At 70.5% G+C, this 20,990-nt stretch carries 19 protein-coding genes and 2 pseudogenes; 12 read left to right on the forward strand and 9 right to left on the reverse strand.

The annotated features are described in order from the left end of the window. Window positions 1-7 precede the first annotated feature (7 nt). Window positions 8-917, reverse strand: a pseudogene (locus ACFZDJ_RS25505) (FAD-dependent oxidoreductase); the annotation flags it as partial. On the opposite strand from ACFZDJ_RS25505, the gene ACFZDJ_RS25510 reads away from it, so the two are divergent. Next, window positions 860-1,558 (forward strand): TetR family transcriptional regulator, encoded by a 699-nt coding sequence (locus ACFZDJ_RS25510; RefSeq protein ID WP_391062485.1) that lies wholly within the window; start codon window positions 860-862, stop codon window positions 1,556-1,558. The pseudogene ACFZDJ_RS25505 and the gene ACFZDJ_RS25510 sit on opposite strands and share 58 nt — an antisense overlap. A 126-nt stretch (window positions 1,559-1,684) precedes the next feature. Here the strand turns inward: ACFZDJ_RS25510 and ACFZDJ_RS25515 are convergent, their stop codons facing one another. After that, window positions 1,685-3,310 (reverse strand): FAD-dependent oxidoreductase, encoded by a 1,626-nt coding sequence (locus ACFZDJ_RS25515; RefSeq protein ID WP_391061839.1) that lies wholly within the window; start codon window positions 3,308-3,310, stop codon window positions 1,685-1,687. 50 nt (window positions 3,311-3,360) lie between these two features. On the opposite strand from ACFZDJ_RS25515, the gene ACFZDJ_RS25520 reads away from it, so the two are divergent. Beyond that, the gene (locus tag ACFZDJ_RS25520; protein ID WP_384916263.1) at window positions 3,361-4,083 is read left to right on the forward strand and encodes a TetR/AcrR family transcriptional regulator; all 723 of its coding nucleotides are present in this window, start codon (window positions 3,361-3,363) and stop codon (window positions 4,081-4,083) included. 265 nt (window positions 4,084-4,348) lie between these two features. Here the strand turns inward: ACFZDJ_RS25520 and ACFZDJ_RS25525 are convergent, their stop codons facing one another. After that, window positions 4,349-4,561, reverse strand: a complete 213-nt coding sequence (locus tag ACFZDJ_RS25525; RefSeq protein ID WP_391061844.1) for a hypothetical protein — start codon at window positions 4,559-4,561, stop codon at window positions 4,349-4,351. A gap of 412 nt (window positions 4,562-4,973) precedes the next feature. Here ACFZDJ_RS25525 and ACFZDJ_RS25530 point away from each other — a divergent pair, with 412 nt between their 5' ends. Then, window positions 4,974-5,168 (forward strand): hypothetical protein, encoded by a 195-nt coding sequence (locus ACFZDJ_RS25530; RefSeq protein WP_391061846.1) that lies wholly within the window; start codon window positions 4,974-4,976, stop codon window positions 5,166-5,168. 29 nt (window positions 5,169-5,197) lie between these two features. Here ACFZDJ_RS25530 and ACFZDJ_RS25535 read toward each other — a convergent pair whose 3' ends face one another. Then, a complete protein-coding gene (locus ACFZDJ_RS25535) occupies window positions 5,198-5,650 on the reverse strand; it encodes an Lrp/AsnC family transcriptional regulator (protein ID WP_101403125.1) in 453 nt (150 codons plus the stop codon). Between the two features lie 112 nt (window positions 5,651-5,762). Here ACFZDJ_RS25535 and ACFZDJ_RS25540 point away from each other — a divergent pair, with 112 nt between their 5' ends. The 3 genes from ACFZDJ_RS25540 to ACFZDJ_RS25550 are packed head-to-tail and all read left to right on the forward strand — an operon-like array spanning window position 5,763 to window position 7,858. Next, window positions 5,763-6,380, forward strand: a complete 618-nt coding sequence (locus ACFZDJ_RS25540; RefSeq protein ID WP_390937532.1) for a LysE family transporter — start codon at window positions 5,763-5,765, stop codon at window positions 6,378-6,380. 51 nt (window positions 6,381-6,431) lie between these two features. After that, the gene (locus ACFZDJ_RS25545; RefSeq protein ID WP_391061849.1) at window positions 6,432-6,887 is read left to right on the forward strand and encodes a hotdog fold thioesterase; all 456 of its coding nucleotides are present in this window, start codon (window positions 6,432-6,434) and stop codon (window positions 6,885-6,887) included. Beyond that, window positions 6,884-7,858 carry an MBL fold metallo-hydrolase gene (locus tag ACFZDJ_RS25550; RefSeq protein ID WP_391061852.1) on the forward strand — a complete coding sequence of 325 codons (975 nt, stop codon included), beginning with the start codon at window positions 6,884-6,886 and terminating at the stop codon, window positions 7,856-7,858. The genes ACFZDJ_RS25545 and ACFZDJ_RS25550 overlap by 4 nt, the downstream gene beginning before the upstream one ends. A 288-nt stretch (window positions 7,859-8,146) precedes the next feature. Here the strand turns inward: ACFZDJ_RS25550 and ACFZDJ_RS25555 are convergent, their stop codons facing one another. Continuing rightward, window positions 8,147-9,052 carry a polysaccharide deacetylase family protein gene (locus ACFZDJ_RS25555; protein WP_391061855.1) on the reverse strand — a complete coding sequence of 302 codons (906 nt, stop codon included), beginning with the start codon at window positions 9,050-9,052 and terminating at the stop codon, window positions 8,147-8,149. Between the two features lie 619 nt (window positions 9,053-9,671). Further along, window positions 9,672-10,592, reverse strand: a pseudogene (locus tag ACFZDJ_RS25560) (ADP-ribosylglycohydrolase family protein); the annotation flags it as partial. Between the two features lie 328 nt (window positions 10,593-10,920). Between ACFZDJ_RS25560 and ACFZDJ_RS25565 the strand changes: the two are divergent. Then, window positions 10,921-11,385, forward strand: a complete 465-nt coding sequence (locus ACFZDJ_RS25565) for a DUF5709 domain-containing protein (protein WP_384916283.1) — start codon at window positions 10,921-10,923, stop codon at window positions 11,383-11,385. A gap of 242 nt (window positions 11,386-11,627) precedes the next feature. Here ACFZDJ_RS25565 and ACFZDJ_RS25570 read toward each other — a convergent pair whose 3' ends face one another. Beyond that, the gene (locus tag ACFZDJ_RS25570; protein ID WP_390937543.1) at window positions 11,628-13,010 is read right to left on the reverse strand and encodes a VCBS repeat-containing protein; all 1,383 of its coding nucleotides are present in this window, start codon (window positions 13,008-13,010) and stop codon (window positions 11,628-11,630) included. Window positions 13,011-13,359: 349 nt separating this feature from the next. Between ACFZDJ_RS25570 and ACFZDJ_RS25575 the strand changes: the two genes are divergently transcribed. Next, on the forward strand, window positions 13,360-15,051 hold the full coding sequence (locus tag ACFZDJ_RS25575) for a hypothetical protein (protein WP_391061858.1): 1,692 nt from the start codon (window positions 13,360-13,362) through the stop codon (window positions 15,049-15,051). A 40-nt stretch (window positions 15,052-15,091) separates the two neighbouring features. Here ACFZDJ_RS25575 and ACFZDJ_RS25580 read toward each other — a convergent pair whose 3' ends face one another. Further along, on the reverse strand, window positions 15,092-15,991 hold the full coding sequence (locus tag ACFZDJ_RS25580) for a LysR substrate-binding domain-containing protein (RefSeq protein WP_391061861.1): 900 nt from the start codon (window positions 15,989-15,991) through the stop codon (window positions 15,092-15,094). Between the two features lie 166 nt (window positions 15,992-16,157). On the opposite strand from ACFZDJ_RS25580, the gene ACFZDJ_RS25585 reads away from it, so the two are divergent. The 3 genes from ACFZDJ_RS25585 to ACFZDJ_RS25595 are packed head-to-tail and all read left to right on the forward strand — an operon-like array spanning window position 16,158 to window position 18,639. Next, window positions 16,158-16,934: an enoyl-CoA hydratase-related protein gene (locus ACFZDJ_RS25585; RefSeq protein WP_391061865.1), complete on the forward strand. Its 777-nt coding sequence runs from the start codon at window positions 16,158-16,160 to the stop codon at window positions 16,932-16,934. Beyond that, on the forward strand, window positions 16,931-17,128 hold the full coding sequence (locus ACFZDJ_RS25590; RefSeq protein ID WP_390937551.1) for a hypothetical protein: 198 nt from the start codon (window positions 16,931-16,933) through the stop codon (window positions 17,126-17,128). Before ACFZDJ_RS25585 ends, ACFZDJ_RS25590 begins: the two co-directional genes overlap by 4 nt. A gap of 38 nt (window positions 17,129-17,166) precedes the next feature. Further along, on the forward strand, window positions 17,167-18,639 hold the full coding sequence (locus ACFZDJ_RS25595; protein ID WP_390937553.1) for an FAD-dependent oxidoreductase: 1,473 nt from the start codon (window positions 17,167-17,169) through the stop codon (window positions 18,637-18,639). Between the two features lie 42 nt (window positions 18,640-18,681). Here the strand turns inward: ACFZDJ_RS25595 and ACFZDJ_RS25600 are convergent, their stop codons facing one another. Beyond that, complete coding sequence (locus ACFZDJ_RS25600; protein WP_391061868.1) at window positions 18,682-19,236, reverse strand: hypothetical protein; 555 nt, start codon at window positions 19,234-19,236, stop codon at window positions 18,682-18,684. A 407-nt stretch (window positions 19,237-19,643) separates the two neighbouring features. On the opposite strand from ACFZDJ_RS25600, the gene ACFZDJ_RS25605 reads away from it, so the two are divergent. After that, window positions 19,644-20,945, forward strand: a complete 1,302-nt coding sequence (locus tag ACFZDJ_RS25605) for an extracellular solute-binding protein (protein WP_391061870.1) — start codon at window positions 19,644-19,646, stop codon at window positions 20,943-20,945. The last annotated feature ends 45 nt before the right edge of the window (window positions 20,946-20,990 follow it).

Genomic DNA, 20,990 nt, shown 5'->3' on the forward strand with positions numbered 1-20,990 from the left:
CCGGAGTTCACCCGGCCTGCTCGTGGTTGGAGAAGAGGTCGATGAGGCTGTGTGGGGCGTTGTCGTCGAAGCACAGCCTGTGGTTTCGGGCAGCCTCGGTGGCGGCAGCGGCGCTCCGCGGGAAGAGGGCTTCCTCGTACGCGGTGAGCGCGGCCTCGACGTTGTCCGGGTGCGCGGCGATGGCCTTGCCGAGCTCGGCGCCGTCGTACATGGCGAGGTTGGCGCCCTCGCCGGCGAATGGTGACATCAGGTGGGCGGCGTCGCCGAGCAGCGTCACGCCGGGCACTCGGTCCCACCGGTGTCCGATCGGCAGGGCGTTGATGGTCCGCGGAACCGGAGCGGTCTCGCCGTCCGTGATCAGCGCGGTGAGTTCCGGGGCCCAGCCGTCGAACTCCTCGGCGACCCTGGCCGTAGCCGCGCCCGCGTCGGTGAAGTCGATGGCGGCGATCCACTCCTGCGGCTTGTTGAGCGCCACATAGGTGTGCAGGACGCCGCCGGGCTCCCGGTGGGCGAGGATCCCCTTCCCGGGTGCGAGTGCGAAGAGCGCACCGCCGCCGACCGCCTTCGCGCCGGCCGGGTGGCGGGTGTCGGCGTCGAACAGGTAGGTCTCGATGAAGGACGTGCCGACGTACTCGGGTTCTACGTCGGCCAGCAGCGGACGGATCCGCGACCATGCCCCGTCCGCGCCGACCAGAAGACCGGTCTCCACGGTCACCCCGTCCGCGAACGTCACTTCGTGCCGGCCGCCCCCCGAGAAGCCGGACCGCGGCGGCCCTGTGCCCCCACTTGATCGTGTCGGCCGGCAGCGAGTCGAGCAGAATCTGCCGAAGTGCGCCGCGGTGGACCTCCGGACGCCCGCCTGTGCCGTCGTCGGGTTCATCCAGGAGCACGGTTCCGTCCTTGTCGAGCACGGCAGCGCATCGTCGAGGCCGCAATCGGGCTTCTCGACACGGCGGGCGAGGGCGCACTTACCTTCCGCGCACTGGCCGAGCGCCTCGCCACCGGGCCCGGAGCGATCTACTGGCATATCACGGGCAAGGACGAACTCCTCCATGCCGCCACCGACGCCGTCGTCACCACCACCCTGACCGCCGACACCGCCGACACAACGCCGCAGCAAGCGATCCGCACCCTCGCACTCGGCGTGTTCGACGCCATCGACGCCCACCCTTGGATCGGCACCCAGCTCGCCCGCGCCCCGGGGCAGTCACCCATGCTGCGGGTCTTCGAACACCTCGGACGCCAGGTCCAGGCCCTCGGAGTACCCCACACCGCCCAGTTCACCGCCGCGTCCGCGCTGCTGAACTACATCCTCGGAGTGGGCGGGCAGAACGCCGCCAACGCCCGCGGACACCAACCGGACACCAACCGGACCGAGTTCCTCAACACCGTCTCGGCCGCATGGGCACACCTCGACCCTGACGAGTACCCGTTCACCCGCAACGTCGCAGACCAACTACGCGACCACGACGACCGAACAGAGTTCCTCGCCGGCATCGACCTCATCCTCACCGGAATCACCACCCACCAGCAGTCGACCGAACCGACGCCGCCGTAACCGGCCCCGCGCAGCCTCGAAACCCGGGCTGGTTCCCCGTGGCTGACAGTTCGGGGGCGTGGAAAGGATGTGCTCCGGCTGACGGAGTGGTTGTTCCCATCGGCTGAGGTCGACACGGACAGGGGTTCAGCCCACCGGCTCGTGCTCGGGTGAGGCCGACGGCGCGCCGGCCCATCGGAGCAGGGCGGCTTCAAGGCCGGTGACGGTGGCGATGCCGGTGGCGTCAGCGGTGTCGCAGGCCCAGACGACCACCCCGTCCGGGCGTACCAACACCCCGGTCGGCGTCGCGTGGTCGTCGGTCACGCTGCTCACTCGCCCGGCCCAGCCCGCGGCGAGCCGGGCGAACGCGCCGTCCGGAGTGCGGTCGAGCAGCAGGAACCCGCCACCATGACCGTGGTCGACCAGACGGGAGCCGCCCCTCAGCCACAGGTCGGGGACGAACCGGCCGACCAGCGGATGGTCACCCGGCAGGTCGACGCGCTGCGTGACGCCGGAGATCTTCTTGACCGCGTAGGTCGTACCCGCCCGAGTGCTCAGCAGATCGGCGACGACCTCCCGGAGCGCGGCCGACTTGGCGTCCCCGCGCAGCACCCCGATCTGGGCCCGCGTCCAGTCCAGCACCCAGACGCCGAGGGGACGGCGCTCGGCGTCGTAGGTGTCGAGCAGCCCTTCGGATGCCCACCCGGCGATCACGGCACCGAGCTTCCACCCGAGGTTCATCGCGTCGCCGACCCCGAGATTGAGCCCCTGACCGCCGAACGGCGGGTGCACGTGTGCGGCGTCGCCGGCCAGAAGCACCCGCCCCGACCGGTAGGCCGCGGCCTGGCGGGTGTTGTCGGTCCAGCGGGTCGGGGTGGCGCGCAGCGCGGTCAGCGTGACGTCGGTCCCCGAGACCCGGCGCAGGCTGGTCTGCAGCTCCTGGAGGGTGACCGGTGCCATGGAGGTCCCCCCGCGCGAGCGAAGCCGAGCGTGGGGGAGGTCGGCGGGAGGACCGTCGAACTCCATGGTGGCCACCCGCCCAGGCTGTGGCCCGCAGCGGTACACCCCCTCGGGCGACCACACCCATCCGTTCGCGAGCTTCTCCGGGTCGGCGATGTCGACGACCGCCTGGTACCCGGTGAGTTCGGGGTCGGTGCCGGGGAAGTCGATGCCCGCGAGGCGGCGTACGGCGCTGTGCCCGCCGTCGCACCCGAGCAGCCACCCGGTGCGCACCGGGCCGGCGGTAGTGCCGACGAGCACGCCGTCGCCGGTGTCTTCGAGCGCGGTGACCTCCACCCCGCGACGCACCGGTACGCCGAGTCGCGCGACGTGTTCGGCGAGCAGCGCCTCCAGCTCACGCTGCGGCACCATCCGCGCTCCGGCGGCCGCTGTGTGCGCGGCGAAGTCGGGATCGGACCAGTCCACGAGGTCGGCGTCGAGGATCATTCCCGCGAAGTGCCCGGTGAACCGCGAGTCGGGCGCCCGCCGGCCCTCACCGGGCGTCCGGTCGCCGACCATGCGGGCGAACGATCCCATCCGCTCGAGTATCTCTCGCTGCACCTTTTCGGCGGCGGGCAGCAGGCCGCGGCGGTCCAGTGCCTCGGCCGTCGGCATGTTGATCGACTGCGCCTTCATCGCTTCGTCCGGCTCGGCCCGCCGTTCGAGTACCTGCACCGTCGCCCCGGCGAGCGCCAGCTCGGCGGCGAGTACGAGGCCCACCGGCCCGGCTCCGACCACGGTCACGTCCACATTCTGGTTCACATCGATGTTCACGAACAGTGTTCTATGCACGAACAGCGTTCGTGTCAAGTTATAGTGGTGGGGTGAATCCGAGAGAGCGACGCGCGGCGCGCCACCAGCTGCCGAACCCCGAGGCCGAAGCCGCCCCCAGGCCGCGGCGGCGCACGGCCCCGATCACCGTGCCGCAGGTCATCGACACCGCGCTGGGCGTCATCGCCACAGAGGGCTACGAGGCATTGACCATGCGCCGACTGGCCGGCGCACTCGACACCGGACCCGCCTCGCTCTACGCCCACGTGGTCAACAAGGCCGACCTCGACGAACTGCTCATCGCGCGGCTGTGCGCCGAGCTCGTACTACCCGAGCCCGACCCCGCAGTCTGGCGGGAGCAGATCCGCAGCGTGTGCACCCAGATACGCGACCAGTACCTGAAATACCCCGGAATCTCCCGCGCCGCGCTCGCCATGGCCCCCACCGACCTCGAGACCGTGCGCGTCAGCGAAGGAATGCTGGCGATCCTGCTCGCCGGCGGCGTGGCCCCACAGGCCGCCGCATGGGCCATCGACGCCCTCTTGCTGTACGTGGCCGGCTACTGCCTGGAGATCTCCATCGTGAAGCAGCGCAAGGTCCACAACGAGGCGGACTGGGTCGTCGACACCGACGAGCTCCAGCGCCGACTGACCGCACTGCCTGCCGAGACCTTCCCCCACACCACCCGCTACGCGGCCGAACTCACCGCCGGCGAGGGCCACGACCGGTTCGACTTCACCCTCGCCCTCATGATCGACGGCCTCGCACACCGCTAGGGCCTGTCCGGCGGATCATGCCGGAGACGCGGGGTCTGGCACGCCCATCTGCGCTTATGAGGCGCCGCTACTTCCCTCCGACCTGATCCGCCGGACAGGCCCTAGCCCGACGTCGCCCTCATGTCGCCCAGGCGGCCGAGGGTGGCGCCGCGCTGATCCGCGGATCGGCCGGCAGCGGGTCGAACGGGCAGCCGGCCGCCGGGTCATGGGGTAGTCCGGTGTCTCTGCCGACGGCGTGCCAGTACCTAGAGCGCCGCCCGGAGGTTCAGGGGGCTGACCCGCCGCCGGGAACGCAACGTTGCGGGGCGGCTTGGACCATCCGCTGGACGATGGGCAGGACCGTACGCATGGCTTCGAGCAGCGCTTGCACGCCCAGCTCGGGCAACGCGGCCAGCAGGTCGTCCACCCGGGCACACTGCGCTCGCCGACGCTCGGCCACCAGCTCGCGCCCGGCCTCCGTGATGGCGACGAGGCGCACCCGACTGTCTTGTCGGTGAGACGGAAGGCGGCGGTCTGGGGCTCGTACGGTGCATGGCGGCGTGGGCGCCCTCGGTCGCTCCCCAGGCCCCTGCGCCCTCGATCCACGCGCGCTCCTCGGGCGCGAGGTCCGCCGGGTCGGCTGGTCGCTGGTGAAGACGAGCACGCCCGCATCGGCGTGGTGGACGGCCGCGACCCGGTCGGGGTGGCCGAGCCCGAGGGAGCAGGTCACGTCGAGGGGCAGGCCGGTGGGGCTGTCGGAGTACCCGTAGCCCGGCATGTCGGGGCGGCGGGGTCGGCGCCGTGTGCGTCGGGGCCGGGGAGGAGGGGGATGACCTTCGCGTAGCGCCAGAACGAGTCCGGCCAGCCGTGGCGGGCTGCCGCCACTGCCGCTGCAGGCCGGGTCGAACGAGGTGCTGCTCGACGACTCGACCCGACTGGCGACGCGGGCGGCTGCCGCCGGTGTCGATGTGATCCTCGACGTCACCGCCGACGTGCCACACGTCTTCCAGTCGTTCACCGGTTCGCTCGACGAAGCGGACGCGGCACTGGACCGGGCCGGCCGCTTCATGCTCGACCGGCCGGCGACCGCCCCAGCCGCGCTCTGACGGCCGCACTCCCGGACACAAGACATGGCCTACTCGGGCAGTGGGCGGTCATCAACGACGTGCTTCATGACCAGGGTGGAGGTCAGTCGCTGGACGCCCGGCAGGGTGGCCAGCCGCTGATCGTACAGCTGCTGGAAGGCGGCCAGGTCGGCGGTGGCGACGCGCAGGAGGTAGTCGGGCTCACCGAACAGGCGCTGCGCCTGGATGACGTGCGGAACGGCGGCCACGGCCTCCTCGAACGCGGAGACGGTGTCACGGTCCTCCCAGCGCAGGGTTGCGAAGACCAGGGCTTCGAAGTGGAGACCGACGGCGGCCGGGTCGACGACCGCACGGTAGCCGCGAATCGCGCCCTCTCGTTCGAGGTCACGCAGGCGGCGGTGGCAGGGCGAGACACTCAGCTTCACCCGGGCGGCCAGCTCGGTCACCGTCAGACGGCCATCGAGCTGCAGCTCGGTAAGAATCTTCCGGTCCAGGGCATCCATGAGACAGATTTTCCCCCACCGAGCGCGAACATGGAGAAAAGACGGAAACTTTTTCGGGCACATCGCGCCTAATCTTCCCTCTCAGGACAAGGAACGTGAGAGGGAACGATCGATGAACACGATGACGGTGGCGGCTTTCCTGGCAGTGGATCTGCTGCTGGTGTTCACTCCGGGCGCGGACTGGGCCTACGCGATCACGGCGGGGCTGCGAGACCGGTCGGTCGTCCCGGCGGTCGCCGGCCTGATAGCCGGATACGCGGGATACACGGTGCTCGCCGTGGCCGGCCTGGTGGTGATCGTGGCGAACTCGGCCACCGTTCTCACCGCGCTTACCGTCGCGGGGGCCGCCTACCTGATGTGGCTCGGCTGGGGTGTCCTGTCGCGGCCGGCGGTCCTGGGCGCGTCCACGGAGGCCATGCCCTCCTCGCGCCGGCAGATCATGCTCAAGGGAGCCGGGATCAGCGGCCTGAACCCGAAGGCGCTGCTTCTGTACTTCTCGCTGTTCCCCCAGTTCATCGACCCCGGCGCGGGCTGGCCGGTCGCCGCGCAGACCGGGCTGCTCGGCACGCTCCACATGACCGCCTGCGCAGTGGTCTACGTTTCCGTCGGCGTGCTGGCCCGCACCGTGCTGAGGACCCGGCCTTCGGCGGCCCGGGCAGTGACCCGCGCCTCCGGCGCCATGATGATCGTCATCGGTGGGTTCCTGCTGGTGGAACGCCTGGCCGGCTGACGGACCCGCCCGACCCCCATCAACACCGTGATGTCCGCCGAAGGAGAGCACATGGATGAGCAGGCGCAGCAGGAACAGGCGAGCCCCGAGGTGCAGGCGCGCATCCGGACGAGTTTCGACCGTCAGGGGCTGATGGGCCTCCTCGGTGCACGGATCACGCAGATCGCGCCGGGCCGTGTGCACATCGTCCTCCCGAGCCGACCCGAAGTGACGCAGCAGCACGGCTACTTCCATGCCGGGGCCACCAGCGCGATCGCCGACACCTCCGGCGGCTACGCGGCGTTCACGCTGTTCCCGGAGAACACCGACGTGCTCACGGTCGAGTACAAGATCAATCTCCTGGCGCCCGCCGTCGGCGACCACATCGAGGCAGTCGGAACGGTCTTGAAGTCCGGGCGCACTCTGACCGTGTGCCAGTTGGAGGTGTTCGGGGTCCAGGACGGCCGGCGGTCGCTCGTTGCCAACGGCCAGCAGACGCTGATCCGCGTGAACAGGCCCGAGCGGTGAGCCCGCAGCCGCTGCCGTCCTGGGTGACCTGGCGGCAGAGGCCGTTTCCCGACGCCAACTTGCTCCTGCTCCACGGACGCCAACCGGCCCTGGTCGACAGCGGATTCGTGGGCCACGCCGAGGACACGGCCGCCTGGGCCCGCGCCCACGCCGGTGATGTCGGCCTGGTCGTGAACACCCATTGGCACTCCGATCACGTCGGTGGCAACGCCCTCCTGCAGGCGGGTGGCGTCGGCATCGCCGCTGGTGCCCCGGAGGCGGACGCCGTCGCCCGCGGGGACCCGGGCTGCTGCGCTGCGGAACACCTCGACCAGCCCGTAGGCCCGTACACCATCGACATGGGGCTCGACGACGGTCAGGTCCTCCGCCTCGGTGATGCCGACTGGGAAGTGGTCCACACCCCCGGGCACACGCCCGGACACCTCGCGCTGTGGCAGCCGGAGGAGCGGCTCCTCGTGGTCGGGGACGCGCTGTCGGACTACGACGTCGGCTGGGTGAACCTCGCCCTCGACGGGCCCGACGCGGCCGCCACCGCTCTCGCCTCTCTGAAGCGGATGGCCGACCTCGCCCCGCGCGTGCTGCTCCCCTCACACGGGCCGATCCCCGCCGACCCCGGTGCGGCCTTCGTCACCGCGCTGCGTCGCGCACGGCGTCTCGTCGACGACCCCGACGGCTCCGTCTGGTACGGCGCCCGGCGGATCTTCGCCTTCGCCCTCATGATCCGCGGCGGGATCCGCACCGACGAGGTCGAGCCGTACCTGCACGCGCGGGCCTGGCTGACCGACGCCGCGCGCCTTCTGCGCCTCACGCCCGAGGCACTCGCCGCCGAGCTCATCGCCATGATGCTCCGCGGCGGCGCCGTCGTCCTTCGCGACGGGCGCCTGCACGCCGCCGCCGAGCACACCCCTGTCGAGGCGGAGACCCTGCGCGTGCCGTACCCGCGTGCGTGGCCGACGACGACGCCGCGCTGACTCGCGGCGGCGATCTCACCGGGCACCATCTCGATCAGCACGGCGGACGCGCCGGCCGCCTCAGGCGCCTTCGCGGCTCAGACCAACCGCTGCGCGTCCTCACCGCGCCCCTGCACCCGGAGCCACCGAGATTGGTGCTCCGCCTGCGGGGTGAATCCGATGTGCGCCAACACCGGGATTCCGCAACGTCCCCGGACTCCGTTCCAGGGCGACCGCGTCACGTCGACCGAGTCGGCCGCCGTATGAACCGGGCCTCTCGACAGTCGCCGTCCCAGTCCGGACGGATAGTCAGCGGAGAGCGTCCGAAAGGCGGGTGAAGCTGTGGCCTTTGGCCAGGAGTTGGGGGACGGCGGCGGTGATGCCTCGGGCAGTGCCGCCCCGGGGGTGGTTCATGTGGCAGATGACGATGGATCCGCCGGGGGCGGCGGCGACGGTGGTACGGACCTGTTCGGGGGTGAAGGTGGCGCCGCCGTCGCCGTTGACCGAGAAGCTGACGAAGCGTTCTCCCAGGGCGGTGACGATCCGTGCCGCGACGTCGTCGCAGTAGGCGGTCCCGGAGCGGAAGAAACGTGGCGGCGTGCCCAGCAGCCGGGTGAGCTTGGTCTGGTTGCCGGAGATCTCGTCGTACACCTCGGCGGCGCTGCGGGTGCCGGGGATGCCGTAGGCGGAGCGGCCCGTGACCGAAAGCGGGCGGTGGCGGGTACCGTGGTTGGCGATCTCGAACAGCGGCTCGGCGGCGAGCCGGCGGAAGACGGCGGGGTTGGCGTCGATCCAGCGGGAGTTGATGAACAAGGTCGCCGGTATCTCCCGTCTACGCAGGAAATCGATCAACGCACGGTCGTAGCCGCTGCCGCCCGGGCCGCCGCAGGCGTCGAAGGTCAGCGCGATCACGCGTTCGGCGGTGGGCAGCGCGTGGACCACGGCGGGTGCGTCGAAGCCCCAGGTATGCGGCACCGCGTGCCCGTAGCGGGCCACGATGTCGGCGCGGGTGACGGCGCGTGACGCGCTGGACGCGCTGGACGCGCCGGCCGAGGGGCTGGGGCCAGGGGTGCTCGTGCTGGTTGCGATCGCCGCGGATGTGGAGGGCGAACCGGTGACGGAAGCGCTGCGGTCGACCGTGCTCCCGGGGCCCGCGCAGCCGGCGAGCGCGCCTCCCGCCATGGCAGTCAGCACTGCCCGGCGACTGGGTGTCATCCGTTCCCCTTGTTCGAAGATCCTTGACGGGACACCCCGCTACGGGAACCGTACGCGGCGGAAGAGACATGATCAGTAAGAGGGCGGCAAGGGTTCGCCAACAATCCCTTCTGGATCATTTGCCGCCGTGCTGGTCGTTCTCCTCGGCCGCTGCGCGGGTCACCTTGTCCGCTGCGCGGGCCTCCTTGGCCGCTGCCTCCTCGGCGCGGCGCAACTCCTGGTATCGATCCCACAGTTCGGGCCGGGAATCGTCCATGTACCAGGCACGCAGGAAGAGTTCGAGGAAGGCGCTCTCCGACTCGTCGCCGCCGCGGCGGTACAGTTCCGGGTCCGACTCGACCAACGCGGCCACCGGCCGCCAGCCGTCCGGGGTCTCGGCCACGGTCACCTGGAAGATGCCACGACCGGTCCAACTGCGATGCAGCGTCAGCTGGTCGCCCTCCACGTACGCGTCCCACTTCTCGTCCATGCTCAGCGCCCGCACACCGTGCCGGACACGCTGCCACTGCCCCGGGGTCCACACCAGCTCCGGCACCGGAACCGGCTCGGGGCGGCGCAGCGGCGTCACGTCGCGGCCCAGCCCGACGCGGCTGAGGTCCTCACCCGGTTCGCCCTCGCACACCCACTCCGGCAGCGCCTCCGACGCAGCCCGCCACGCGGCAGGTATCCCCGCCGTGCCCACCCGCGCAGCGACGATTCCGCCGACGATCGCGCAGGTGGTGTCGACGTCCCCGCCCACCGACGCGCACGCCCACAACGCCTCCTCGAAGTCCTCCAGGTGCCGGGCCGCGCACCACAGGGCGAAGGGCACCGTGTCCGCCGCGCTCACCCGCCGCCCGTTGCCCAACCGGTGCGCCGCGTACTCGGCGTGCGGCTGCCCCAGCAGCTCCCGCGCCTCGGCCACCCCCGAACGGACCCGCCCCTCCGGTGTCAGCTCCTCCACCGCCGCCAGCAATTGGGCTCCGGTCACCGGCCGCACGCGCCCGCGGGCGGCGCACGCGGCTCCCACCGCCACGGCGACCGCCCCGGCCACCGCCTCCGCATGGGTGTGCGTCACCCGCGCCGACCGCCCGGCCTGCGCGGCTGCCTCGGCCAGATCCACGGCGAACCATGCGCCCAGAGGCGCCACCCGCATCGCGGCCCCATTGCCCCACGACCCCTGGCCGTCGAAGAGTTCCGCGGCCAGCTCCTGCCACCTGCCGCCCTCGCGTACCAGGCGCAGCAGCCGGTTCATCGCCGGACCGTAGCCGCGGTCGAAGTCGTGCCTGCGGGCGAAACCGTGCGCCAGTTCAGGCTGGTCCACGCTGCCGCGCCGGCGCAGCACGTCGAAGACCGAGCAGGCCATTTCCGTGTCGTCCGTCCATGGCCACTCCGCGGCAGGCGATCGCCGCTCCCGCAGGCCGGGGAGATTGTCCGGTACGAAGAACTGGGCGCCGAAGGCGTCACCCACCGCCAAGCCGCGCAGGGCGTCGCGGGCGGCCGAGCGGTGATCGAAGGAAGGGTTGGCGGAAGGATCGAGGAAGGGGAACTCAGCAGGCATCTCCCACATCCTGCCAAGCCCGCCTGCCGCAGCGCCACGACAATTGCCGTGCGGTGACTGCCTCGCGGGCCTGAGCACGTGCCGACCGGGCACCCTCCCGGCGAGCGGCCGGGAGCGTGACGGATGGGAGCGTGACGGATGGGAGTTCTGGGCATGGTGCGTTGGGGGAACAGACCCGGTGCGCGGAGAGTCAGACTTGCCTCGGCCTCTGGTCCTAAGGTGGCTTTCCCACACCGCCCAGGAGAGTTCCCTCCGGCCCGGACAACCGGTCCGGACAACCGTGTTCCCGTCAGATCCCTGGCAGAGAGCACCGAACAACGGAGCCCGCATGGCCTACGAGGCAATGGGTGATGACGTCTACCAGCCGGACGGTTCGGAGGTACAGGACGACGCCGGACTGCTGGACGTCTCGGACACCCTCGACGACCGCGGCATCGACGAGGCTCTCGACGAGGGCTACTCACCCCCGGAGAAGCCTTGGGGCGTGGAGCACACCGGCGTCACGGCGGCGGAGCGGCAACGAGGGGAGAGTCTGGACGAGCGGCTTGCCGAGGAGGTACCGGATATCGCCGGCCAGGTCGGCGACGGCATCGGGGACCTTTGGGACGGCGACGGGGAACTCATCGACGACGAGGTCGGAGACCTGCGGGCCGGCCGCCTCATCGCGCCGGACGAGGGCGCTCACGAGGACACCGAGAAGGACCTGATTGCTTACGACGTCGGCGTCGACGGGGCGGGCGCATCGGCTGAGGAAGCCGCGATGCACGTGATCCCCGACTCCGAGTCCTTCTAGCTTGCCTGGTTCGCCTCCACCGCGGCGAAGAGACTGGTCAACCAGGCCCGGTCCTCCGGCCGGACGATCTCGCCGACGCGCCAAGCCTGTTGGCGGACGCGCAGCGACTGCGGCCCGTGGGCCGCTACACGTGGACGGCGCCCGGACCGTCCCTCTGTATCGGCCGGCAGGGAGCCTGCCCGAGGACGGGCAGGTTCCCTGCCGGGGTGAACCCTCTGGCGTCCGCCGAGGCGAAGCGGCCCTCAGCGGTGGAATGCGGCGCCGAAGCGTGCGCCGGAGACGGGCGCGGCCAGGGTGCGCGGTCCGAAGCTGACCGACCTGGTCGCGGTGACACCGGATGCGGTGCCGGGGAAGACCCATACCGCTCCCGAGCCGCTGTTCTCCTCCGGTGCCGAGACGGCGACGTGCCCTGCGACGACGGCGGTGCGGCTGCCGAACCGGTCACCGTTCTCGGCCGTACCGGGCACCCCGGCCGTGTTCTGGCTGAAGACCTGGACCCTGGTGCCGGAAAGACCCGTCGCGCTGCCCCTGAGTACGGCGAAGGTGCCCGCGTCGGTCCGGCCGGCCAGGTCCTCGCCGGGGACACCGGTGACAACGTCGGCGTAACCGTCGCCGGTGATGTCGCCGACGGAGACGTCGGTGCCGAAGCGGTCGCCGCTCTCCCCCGTCCCGGGGACGCCGGGGGTGTTCTGGCCGATCAGTGTGGCCCGCGCCGCGAAACCGTTCGCCGTGCCGCGCACCACGCCCACGAGACCGCCCCCTGCCGCCGTGCTGCGGCCGAAGACGACGTCCGACCGGCCGTCGGCGTCGATGTCACCGATGGCGATGCTGTCCGCGGACACGGTGTCGGGGTAGGCGATGAACGGCCCTGCCACGAGACCGTTCTCAGTCCCCTTCAGCAGTTGCAGACGGGGCGGCGGGATCGTCCCCCCGTCGTCCGAGTCCCACGAACCACTGCTGACCACCAGGTCGGTGGTGCCGTCGCCGTCCACATCACCCGCTTCCATGGCGTAGACACGGACGTCCAGGTCGACGAGGGGGCCGGTACGGGCCGCCGCACCGCTCCGACTGATGGGCCCGTACCGCATCTGATAGGCCGTCGCCAGGTCCAGGTGCCCGTCCCCGTCGAAGTCACCGGCCCGGGTCTCCGCCCGGCCCTGTCCGACCGTGGTGGCGGTGGCGAGCCCGCCCACCCCTCCCCACACGACGGTCTGCAGCCCGACGTCACGCGCACTGCCGATGTCCTCGCCCGGGGCTCCGACCACCAGGTCGGTGAATCCGTCACCGTCCAGGTCGGCCGCCGTGAGCTGGCCGCCGAAGTGGTCACCCGCCTCAGCCGTGCCGGGTATGCCGTAGCGGTCCTGGCTGATCACCTGGCGCTTGACACCGTTGGGGCCCTCGGCCATGCCGTAGACGACGGCGAAGTATCCGGCGCCCGCCCTGCCGTTGACAGTGCCGCCGGGGGCGGCGACCGCGACATCGGTGTAGCCGTCACCGTCGAAGTCGGCACGCACGGACGCCGCGGCATCGGCGGCGAGGGCGCCCGCAGAAGCGTCTTCGGCATACGACACCGCAGGGGCCGCCCCCGTCACGGCCATGACGGCGGCGACAGCGACGGCGGACACGTGGAATCTCCGGGAGGACATGGCAAACCCCTAGGATGGAGGGCAGTTGGCCGCGCTGCTCACGCGCACGGCAACCACCAAGACCCACGCAGGGCGCCAACGGTTGTACGCCGTCCCTTCACCTGGGGTTCACCCCGAACAGTCCGCGAATATCCCGGGCCCTTCCGCCTCCAGGGTCTCCATCGGATTCGTCAGGCTCCTCGGTGCCGACCAGGCAGGACACAACGAGGCCACATGGGGTACCGAGGCGGCAAGGAGCGCAGAAATAGACTCGAGGTGACTGTCTGCGCCCGCTGTACGCAGGACGAAGCCGGTGTCGTCGAGCCGTATCCCTCTGCAGGAGATCCTCATGGACTACTTCGACCTCGGGACCTTGACCCGGCCCGTGTCGACCCGCTCGCCCGAAGCACAGTGCTGGTTCGACCGCGGGCTGGTGTGGAGTTACGCGTTCAACCACGAAGAGGCGGTCGCCTGCTTCGAATCGGCGGCGGCCGCGGATCCCGACTGTGCCATGGCGTACTGGGGTGTCGCATACGCCCTGGGCCCCAACTACAACAAACCTTGGGAGTTCTTCGACGACGTCGATCTGCGGCACACGGTGGAACGGACGCACGCCGCCGTCGAACGGGCTCACGCGCTGTGCGGCAGGGCCACGCCGATCGAGCGCGCGCTCATCGAGGCACTGCGCGAGCGCTATCCCGCCTCGCGCGCCGTCGAGGACTGCTCCATCTGGAACGAGCCGTACGCCGAGGCCATGCGTGCCGTGTACGAACTCGCGCCCGACGACCCGGATGTCGCCACCCTCTACGCGGACGCGCTGATGAACCTCACTCCGTGGCAGCTGTGGGACCTGCGCACGGGCGAGCCCGCCCCCGGTGCGCGCACGCTGGAGGCGAAGGCCGTCCTCGACCGCGCGTTGTTGACCGAGACCGGCGCCGGTCACCCGGGCATCCTGCACATGTACATCCATCTGATGGAGATGTCGTCGACGCCGGAGAAAGCCCTCACCGTCGCCGACCGGCTGCCGGGGCTGGTACCGGACGCTGGGCACCTGCAGCACATGCCCTCCCACCTCGACGTGCTGTGCGGGGACTACCGACGGGTCGTGTCGGCCAACGGTGCCGCGATCAAGGCCGACGAGAAGTACCTGCGACGGGCCGGCGCGATGAACTTCTACACGCTGTACCGCTCGCACAACTATCACTTCAAGATCTACGGCGCGATGTTCCTCGGCCAGTCCAGGACGGCGCTGGAGACGGCCGCGCAGCTCGAGGCCTCCATCCCCGAGGATCTGCTCCGTGTGGAGAGCCCGCGCATGGCCGACTGGCTGGAGGGGTTCCTCGCCATGCGGGTGCACGTACTGATCCGGTTCGGCCGCTGGGAGGAGATCCTCGCGCTGCCGATGCCCTCCGACCCGCAGTTGTACTGCGTCACCACGGCGATGCTGCACTACGCCCGCGGCGTGGCGTACTCCGCGACCGGGGCGACCACCGAGGCCGAGACCGAACGAGACTTGTTCCGCCGCGCGGTCGCACGGGTTCCCGAGACACGGACGCTGTTCAACAACACCTGCCGGGACATCCTGGCCATCGCCGCCGCCATGCTCGACGGCGAACTCGAATACCGCAGGGGCGAGTACGACCTCGCATTCGCCTCCCTTCAGCGCTCCATCGAACTCGACGACCATCTGCCCTATGACGAACCGTGGGGCTGGATGCAGCCGACCCGTCACGCCTACGGGGCGCTCCTGCTCGAACAGGGCCGAGTCGAGGAGGCCGAGGCCGTCTACCGGGCCGACCTCGGCCTCGACGACACCCTGCCCAGATCCTCACAACATCCCGGAAACGTCTGGGCACTCCACGGCTTCCACGAATGCCTCGTGCGGCTCGGCAAGAGCGGGGAAGCCCGCATCATCGCCCAGCAACTCACCATGACCACCGCACTCGCGGACGTTCCCATCGAGGCGTCGTGCTTCTGCCGACTCGACACCACGGGCCCGACGAGCCGCTGCTGCTCCGAACGTCAAGGTGTGACTGGCTGAGTGACAAGCCGCAGGGACTCGGCTCTTCGCGCGGAGCGCGTCAGTCGCCCGTGTCGTTCCCCAGCGCCACCACGAATTGCCCGAGGTCCTGACGGTGCGACCTGGCCTGCCACACCGCCCAGGTCCGACGCACCAGAGGGCTGCCTGCCAGGGGCTGCCACACGACGTTCTCGGGCAAGGGGTGGAACCAATGCGGCGGGGCCAGGGCGAAGGCTGTCCCGTCGCTCACCGCCGCCAGCTTCACTTCGGCGAGCAGCGTCTGCCCTCCCACGGCGGAGGCCTCGATGTCTATGCCGTGTCCGCGCAGTACGGCAGTGACCTCGTCGTACCAGACGGGGCTTCCGGAGCGGGGGAAGCCGACCCAGTGGAGCCCGGCGAGGGAGTCGAGCCGTACACCTTGCGGGCCGGACAGTTCGGCGGCCCGCTCGGCCGCGAGCAGCACGCCCAGCCGCTCCTCCATGACCCTGATCGCGTCCAGGTCACCCCCGGACGGGCGCTCGCGCAGCAGGCCGATGTCGAGTTCCCCGGTGCGCAGGGCCGCCACCTGGTCCGCGGTGGACATGTGCCGGGGTTCCACCCGAGTCCCGGGATCCGCGTCTGCGAGTGCGGCCAGCGGGCGGGTCAGGAACCCCGGGGGTAGTTCGAGCGGGATTCCGAGCCGGAGGACGGAGCCACCCGGTGCGGCGTGCCGGGCGACGGCGGTGACGGCCTCGTCGTACCGGGCGAGCACCGCACGGGACTCGGCGAGCAGGGTTGTGCCGGCCTCGGTCGGCTGGACCCCGGTCGAACTGCGCACCAACAGAGCGACTGCGAACTCCCGCTCCAGCGCGAGCACCATCTGGGAGAGCCGGGGCTGGCTCATATGGAGCCGACGAGCCGCGGCGGACAGGGCGCCCTCCTCCACCACCGCCACGAAGGCGCGCATGTCCCGAAGATCCATGGTCCCCATCGCACCACATCGACGGATCGCGGCACGACCCGATGCCATAAACATCCCTGATGGGGGGTGGTTCCGGAGCGACTGGGCGAAGGCTACGAACCGGCCTGCCCAGGTGGTTGTGTGAAAGAGCGGCGCACGACGGCGCCGCGCCACCGTAGGAGTGACCATGACCGGCGCAACCCCCGAATACTTCACCGCCTTCAAGAACATCGCCTTGAGCCGCACCGACTCCGGAGTGCTGACCCTGCGCTTCCACACGGACGGTGGCCCGGCCACCTTCAGCGGACAGCTGCACACCGACTTTCCCCGTGCCCTGTTCGAGATCGGCGAGGACCGGGACAACCGGGTCCTGGTGCTGACCGGCACCGGGGACCGCTTCATGACCGAGATCGACGGCGCAAGCCTCGGGGACATCACCAAGCCCGCCCAGTGGGACCGCACCGTCGCCGAGGGCCGCCGGGTGATGCAGCGCCTGGTCGACCTCGAGATGCCGATCGTCGCCGCCGTCAACGGCCCGGCGTCCGTACACAGCGAATACGTGCTGCTGGCCGACATCGTCGTGGCCGCGGACACCACCGTCTTCTCCGACTTTCCCCACCTGACCTTCGGCATCGTGCCCGGCGACGGCATCCAGATCGCCTGGGAAGAGGCCATCGGCGTCAACCGCACCCGCTACCTCACCCTGACCCAGGGCTCGTTCACCGCCGACCAGGCCGAACGATGGGGCGCCGTCGCCGAGGTGCTGCCGCTGGAGCGGGTGCTGCCCCGGGCCCAGGGACTCGCGGAACAGCTCGCCGCCAAGCCGCAACTGCTCACCCGCTATCTGGCCGTCACCCTGCGGCAGCGGATCAGCCGCCGCATGGCCGAAGGCACCCAATTGGGCATGGCGCTCGAAGGCCTCACCGCGGCCGACCTCGCGTACGCAAGCGGGGACGGGGCGTGACCGCCGCCGACCGCTGGATCGGTGCACTGCACGATTCGTCCAAGCGGCTGGGGCACGCTGTCGCCGACCTGCCGCCCGACCGTCTCGGCGAGGCCTCGTTCGCCGAGGGCTGGTCCATCGGCCAGGCTCCGATCTGCCGCAGCCGTCACCGCCCACAGCGGAGCTTGCGATCCGCCACGCCCCGTCGGCCGTGAGCCGAGCGGATCGTCACGTCCCGAGGAACGATGGAATCATGAATACTTCACCCGAAATCAGCCCAGAAGCCACCGCGACAGACACCACGGAAGACACCTACGACGTGATCGTGCTCGGGGCCGGCCCGGTCGGCCAGAACGCCGCCGACCATGCCCGCGCGGCCGGGCTGACCGTCGCCGTGGTCGAGCGTGAACTGGTCGGCGGGGAGTGCTCGTACTGGGCCTGCGTGCCCAGCAAGGCACTACTGCGGCCGGTCATCGCCGTCTCGGACGCGCGCCGGGTCGACGGTGCCCGCCAGGCGGTCTCCGGACGGCTCGACACGGCCAGGGTCTTCGCCCGGCGTGATCACTACGTCACCGACTGGGACGATTCCGGGCAGGCCGACTGGGTCAAGTCCATCGGCGCCGACCTGTTCCGCGGGCAGGGCCGGATCGACGGACCGCGCCGGGTGACCGTCACCTCCTCCGACGGCGGGCGCCGCACCCTCGACGCCCGGCACGCGGTCGCCATCGCCACCGGCAGCCGCCCCGTACTGCCCGACGTACCAGGTATCGAGGAAGCCCGCCCCTGGACCAACCGCGAGGGTACCGACTCCAGCCATGTGCCCGACCGGCTCGCCATCGTCGGCGGCGGCGGAGTGGGCGTGGAAATGGCCACCCTGTGGCAGGGCCTCGGCGCCCGGGTCACCCTGCTGGCCCGCCGCGCGCTGCTGCCCCGGATGGAGCCCTTCGTCGGCGACGTGGTCACCCAGGGGCTCACCGAGGCAGGCGCGGACGTGCGCATCGGCGTCTCGGTGACCGGGCTGAGCCGCCCCGACCCGGCGGGCCCGGTCACTTTGAGCCTCGACGACGGGAGCCGGATGGAGGCCGATGAGGTCATGTTCGCCACCGGTCGGGCGCCGCGCACCGACGACATCGGCCTGGAGACCGTGGGCCTGACCCCCGGATCCTGGCTCGATGTCGATGAGACCTGTCTGGTCCGAGGAATGGAGGGCACCTGGCTCTACGCCCTCGGTGACGTCAACCACCGCGCCCTGCTCACCCACCAGGGCAAGTACCAGGCGCGGACGGCGGGCGACGCGATCGGCGCCCGCGCCCAGGGACTGCCGCTCGACAACGGACCCTGGGGCGACCACGCCACCACCGCCGACCAGCACGCCGTGCCGCAGGTCTTCTTCTCCGACCCCGAGGCCGCTGCCGTAGGCCTGTCCGCCGAACAGGCCACCAGGGCCGGCCACCGCGTCTCCGTGGTCGACGTGGACTTCGCCCAGGTCCAGGGGGCGAACCTGTACGCCGACGGCTACCAGGGCCAAGCTCGCATGGTCGTCGACCTCGACCGCGAGATCCTCCTCGGGGTGACCTTCGCCGGTCCCGGCGTCAGCGAACTGCTGCACTCCGCGACCGTGGCCGTCGCGGGCGAGATCCCCCTCAAGCGACTGCGGCACGCCGTCGCCTGCTTCCCCACCGTCAGCGAAATCTGGTTGTTCATGCTCAAGGCGTACAAGAGCTGACCAGGGCGCTGACCGGGATCGTGCGAAGGGCTGGCGACGTGCTCAGCCGATGGCTCGTGACGTGTCCAGGGATCGGGCGAAGTCGGCGAGCGTGCGGAAGTCGTCCTCGCGCAGACCGATTCGCGGGTTGACGTGGTGCAGAAGCCCAGGCCCGCGGTGGTGGGCGGTCACGTATGCCTGGTCCAGATCGCTCTGTTCGTCGTCCACCCAGGCGAAGGGACGGCCGTCGGCGTAGTCCACCAGGGGACCGGTCTTCCAGTGGACCCCGTCGGGCCGGTACTGGAACAGTGCGTCGCCGAAGTCGACGAAGGGGAGTTCGGGAAGGCCGAGCACCGGAGCGATCCACCGGTTGGCGTCGTCCATCCATGTGGTGGCCCAGCACAGCTCGTAGCCGAGCTGGAGCAGGGATCGCCCGTGGTCCGGGTTGAGCCAGACCCGCAGGGATCGCCGCCGGGCGGGGAGTCCTCTGTGTTCGTCAGGAGTTCCGCTGTCCAGGGGCACTCTGAGTGTGGTGTAGCCGTCGGGGCGCTTCTGCGGCTTGGCCGCATAGGGGTTGAGTGGCCCGTCCACGTCGAGGAACAGCAGTGGTCGGTTCACGATCCCCCCGTCCTGCTCGACATCGGCTGTGCCGTGGAAGCGTAGCCGCAGCGGCCCCGTCGGGCTCGGTCCGGATCGGCCGGCGCCAACGGCCTGTCGTCGATGTCGACCCCGCCGCGCTCGATCCCTGGCGGTGGCTCGGGGTGGACGGCAGCCCGCCGCCGCAGCATCTCTCCCCCGCTCGCTCGCCATGCGATGCCGAAGGCCGCTCGTGTCCCCACGGGCGGGGTCCGGGTCACGAAAGTCTTTCGTAACCGAGGCATTTCCCCTCCTTGTCCCGGGTGTGAAGGACATGTCAGTGTCCCGATCCAGCAGGCAGGCCGCCTCGGCGGGAAACGCGAAAGCCTTTCGTAATGCTTTCCGATCTGCCTGACGCACCCCCGGCGTGCAGAGAGATGAGGCAGAACATGCGCGGATTCCGGAACATCAGAGCCCGGCGCGTCGTCGCGACCGCCGTCACCGTCGCGGCGGCCATAGGCCTCGCCGCGTGCGGGACTTCGGGACCGTCCACGACGACGTCGGCGAAGGGCCTGACGATGTGGGCACTCAACGACCAGACGATCCTGAAGGAGTCCGTCGACGCCTACAACAAGGACCATCCCGACGAGAAGATCACGCTGCGGCTGTACGCGAACGACGACTACAAGCAGAAGCTGCGGGTGGCCTTCGGCGCGAACCAGGCGCCGGACATCTTCTTCAACTGGGGCGGCGGCGCACTGGACGACTACGTCAAGGCGGGCAAGGTCGACGCGCTGACGGCGGCGCAGGTGAAGACGGACCGGTTCACGCCGAGCGTGATGCAGAGCGCCACCTTCGACGGCAAGGTCTACGGCGTGCCCGCCAACGGCCTCGCCCCGGTCGTCCTCTACTACAACAAGAAGGTTCTCAAGAACGCGGGCGTGGAGCCGCCGAAGACGTACGACGAGCTGATGACGGCCGTGGGGAAGCTGAAGGGCGACGGAGTGATTCCGCTGTCCCTCGCGGCGAACTCCAAGTGGCCCACGCTGATGTACCTGGAGTACCTGCTCGACCGCACGGGCGGGTCCCGGGCGTTCGCGAAGATCGCTTCCGGTGACGCCACGGCGTGGACGGATCCGACGGTCACCAAGGCCAATCAGTACCTCCAGGACCTGGCCAAGGCCGGCGCGTTCGGGAACAACGCCTCCTCCGTGAACTACGACCAGGGCGCCTCCACCGCCCTGCTCTACACCGGCAAGGCGGGCATGGAGGTGATGGGCACCTGGGAGTACGCCAACCTCGTCAAGGCCGCACCGGACTTCGTCAAGAAGGACCTGGGCTATGTCGCCTTCCCGGCGCTGACCGGCGGCGCGGGCAACGCGAAGAGCATCGTCGGCAACCCCTCGAACTTCCTGTCGCTGAACGCGTCGAGCGGGCACAAGTCCGCGGCCATCACCTACCTGAAGAAGTACGTCCTCGACGACTCCCAGGTCGACGCCTACCTCGCGACGGGCAGCGTGCCGCCGGTCAACGGTCTGGAGTCGAAGCTGGCGGCGACGAAGTCGCCCGACAAGGCGTGGCTGACGTTCGTCTACGACCTGGTGCAGAACGCCCCGAGCTTCCAGCTCTCCTGGGACCAGGCCCTGCCCTCGGACCAGGCCGACCCGCTCCTGACCAACGTTGACAAATCGTTCCTGCGGCAGATCAAGCCCGAGCAGTTCGGCGCGAACATGAGCAAGGCGGGCTCGTAGTGGCCACCACGCTCCGCACCCCCCGTACGACCCGTACGACCGGCC

It is taken from the genome of Streptomyces sp. NPDC007896, assembly GCF_042959425.1.
Lineage (GTDB): Bacteria > Actinomycetota > Actinomycetes > Streptomycetales > Streptomycetaceae > Streptomyces.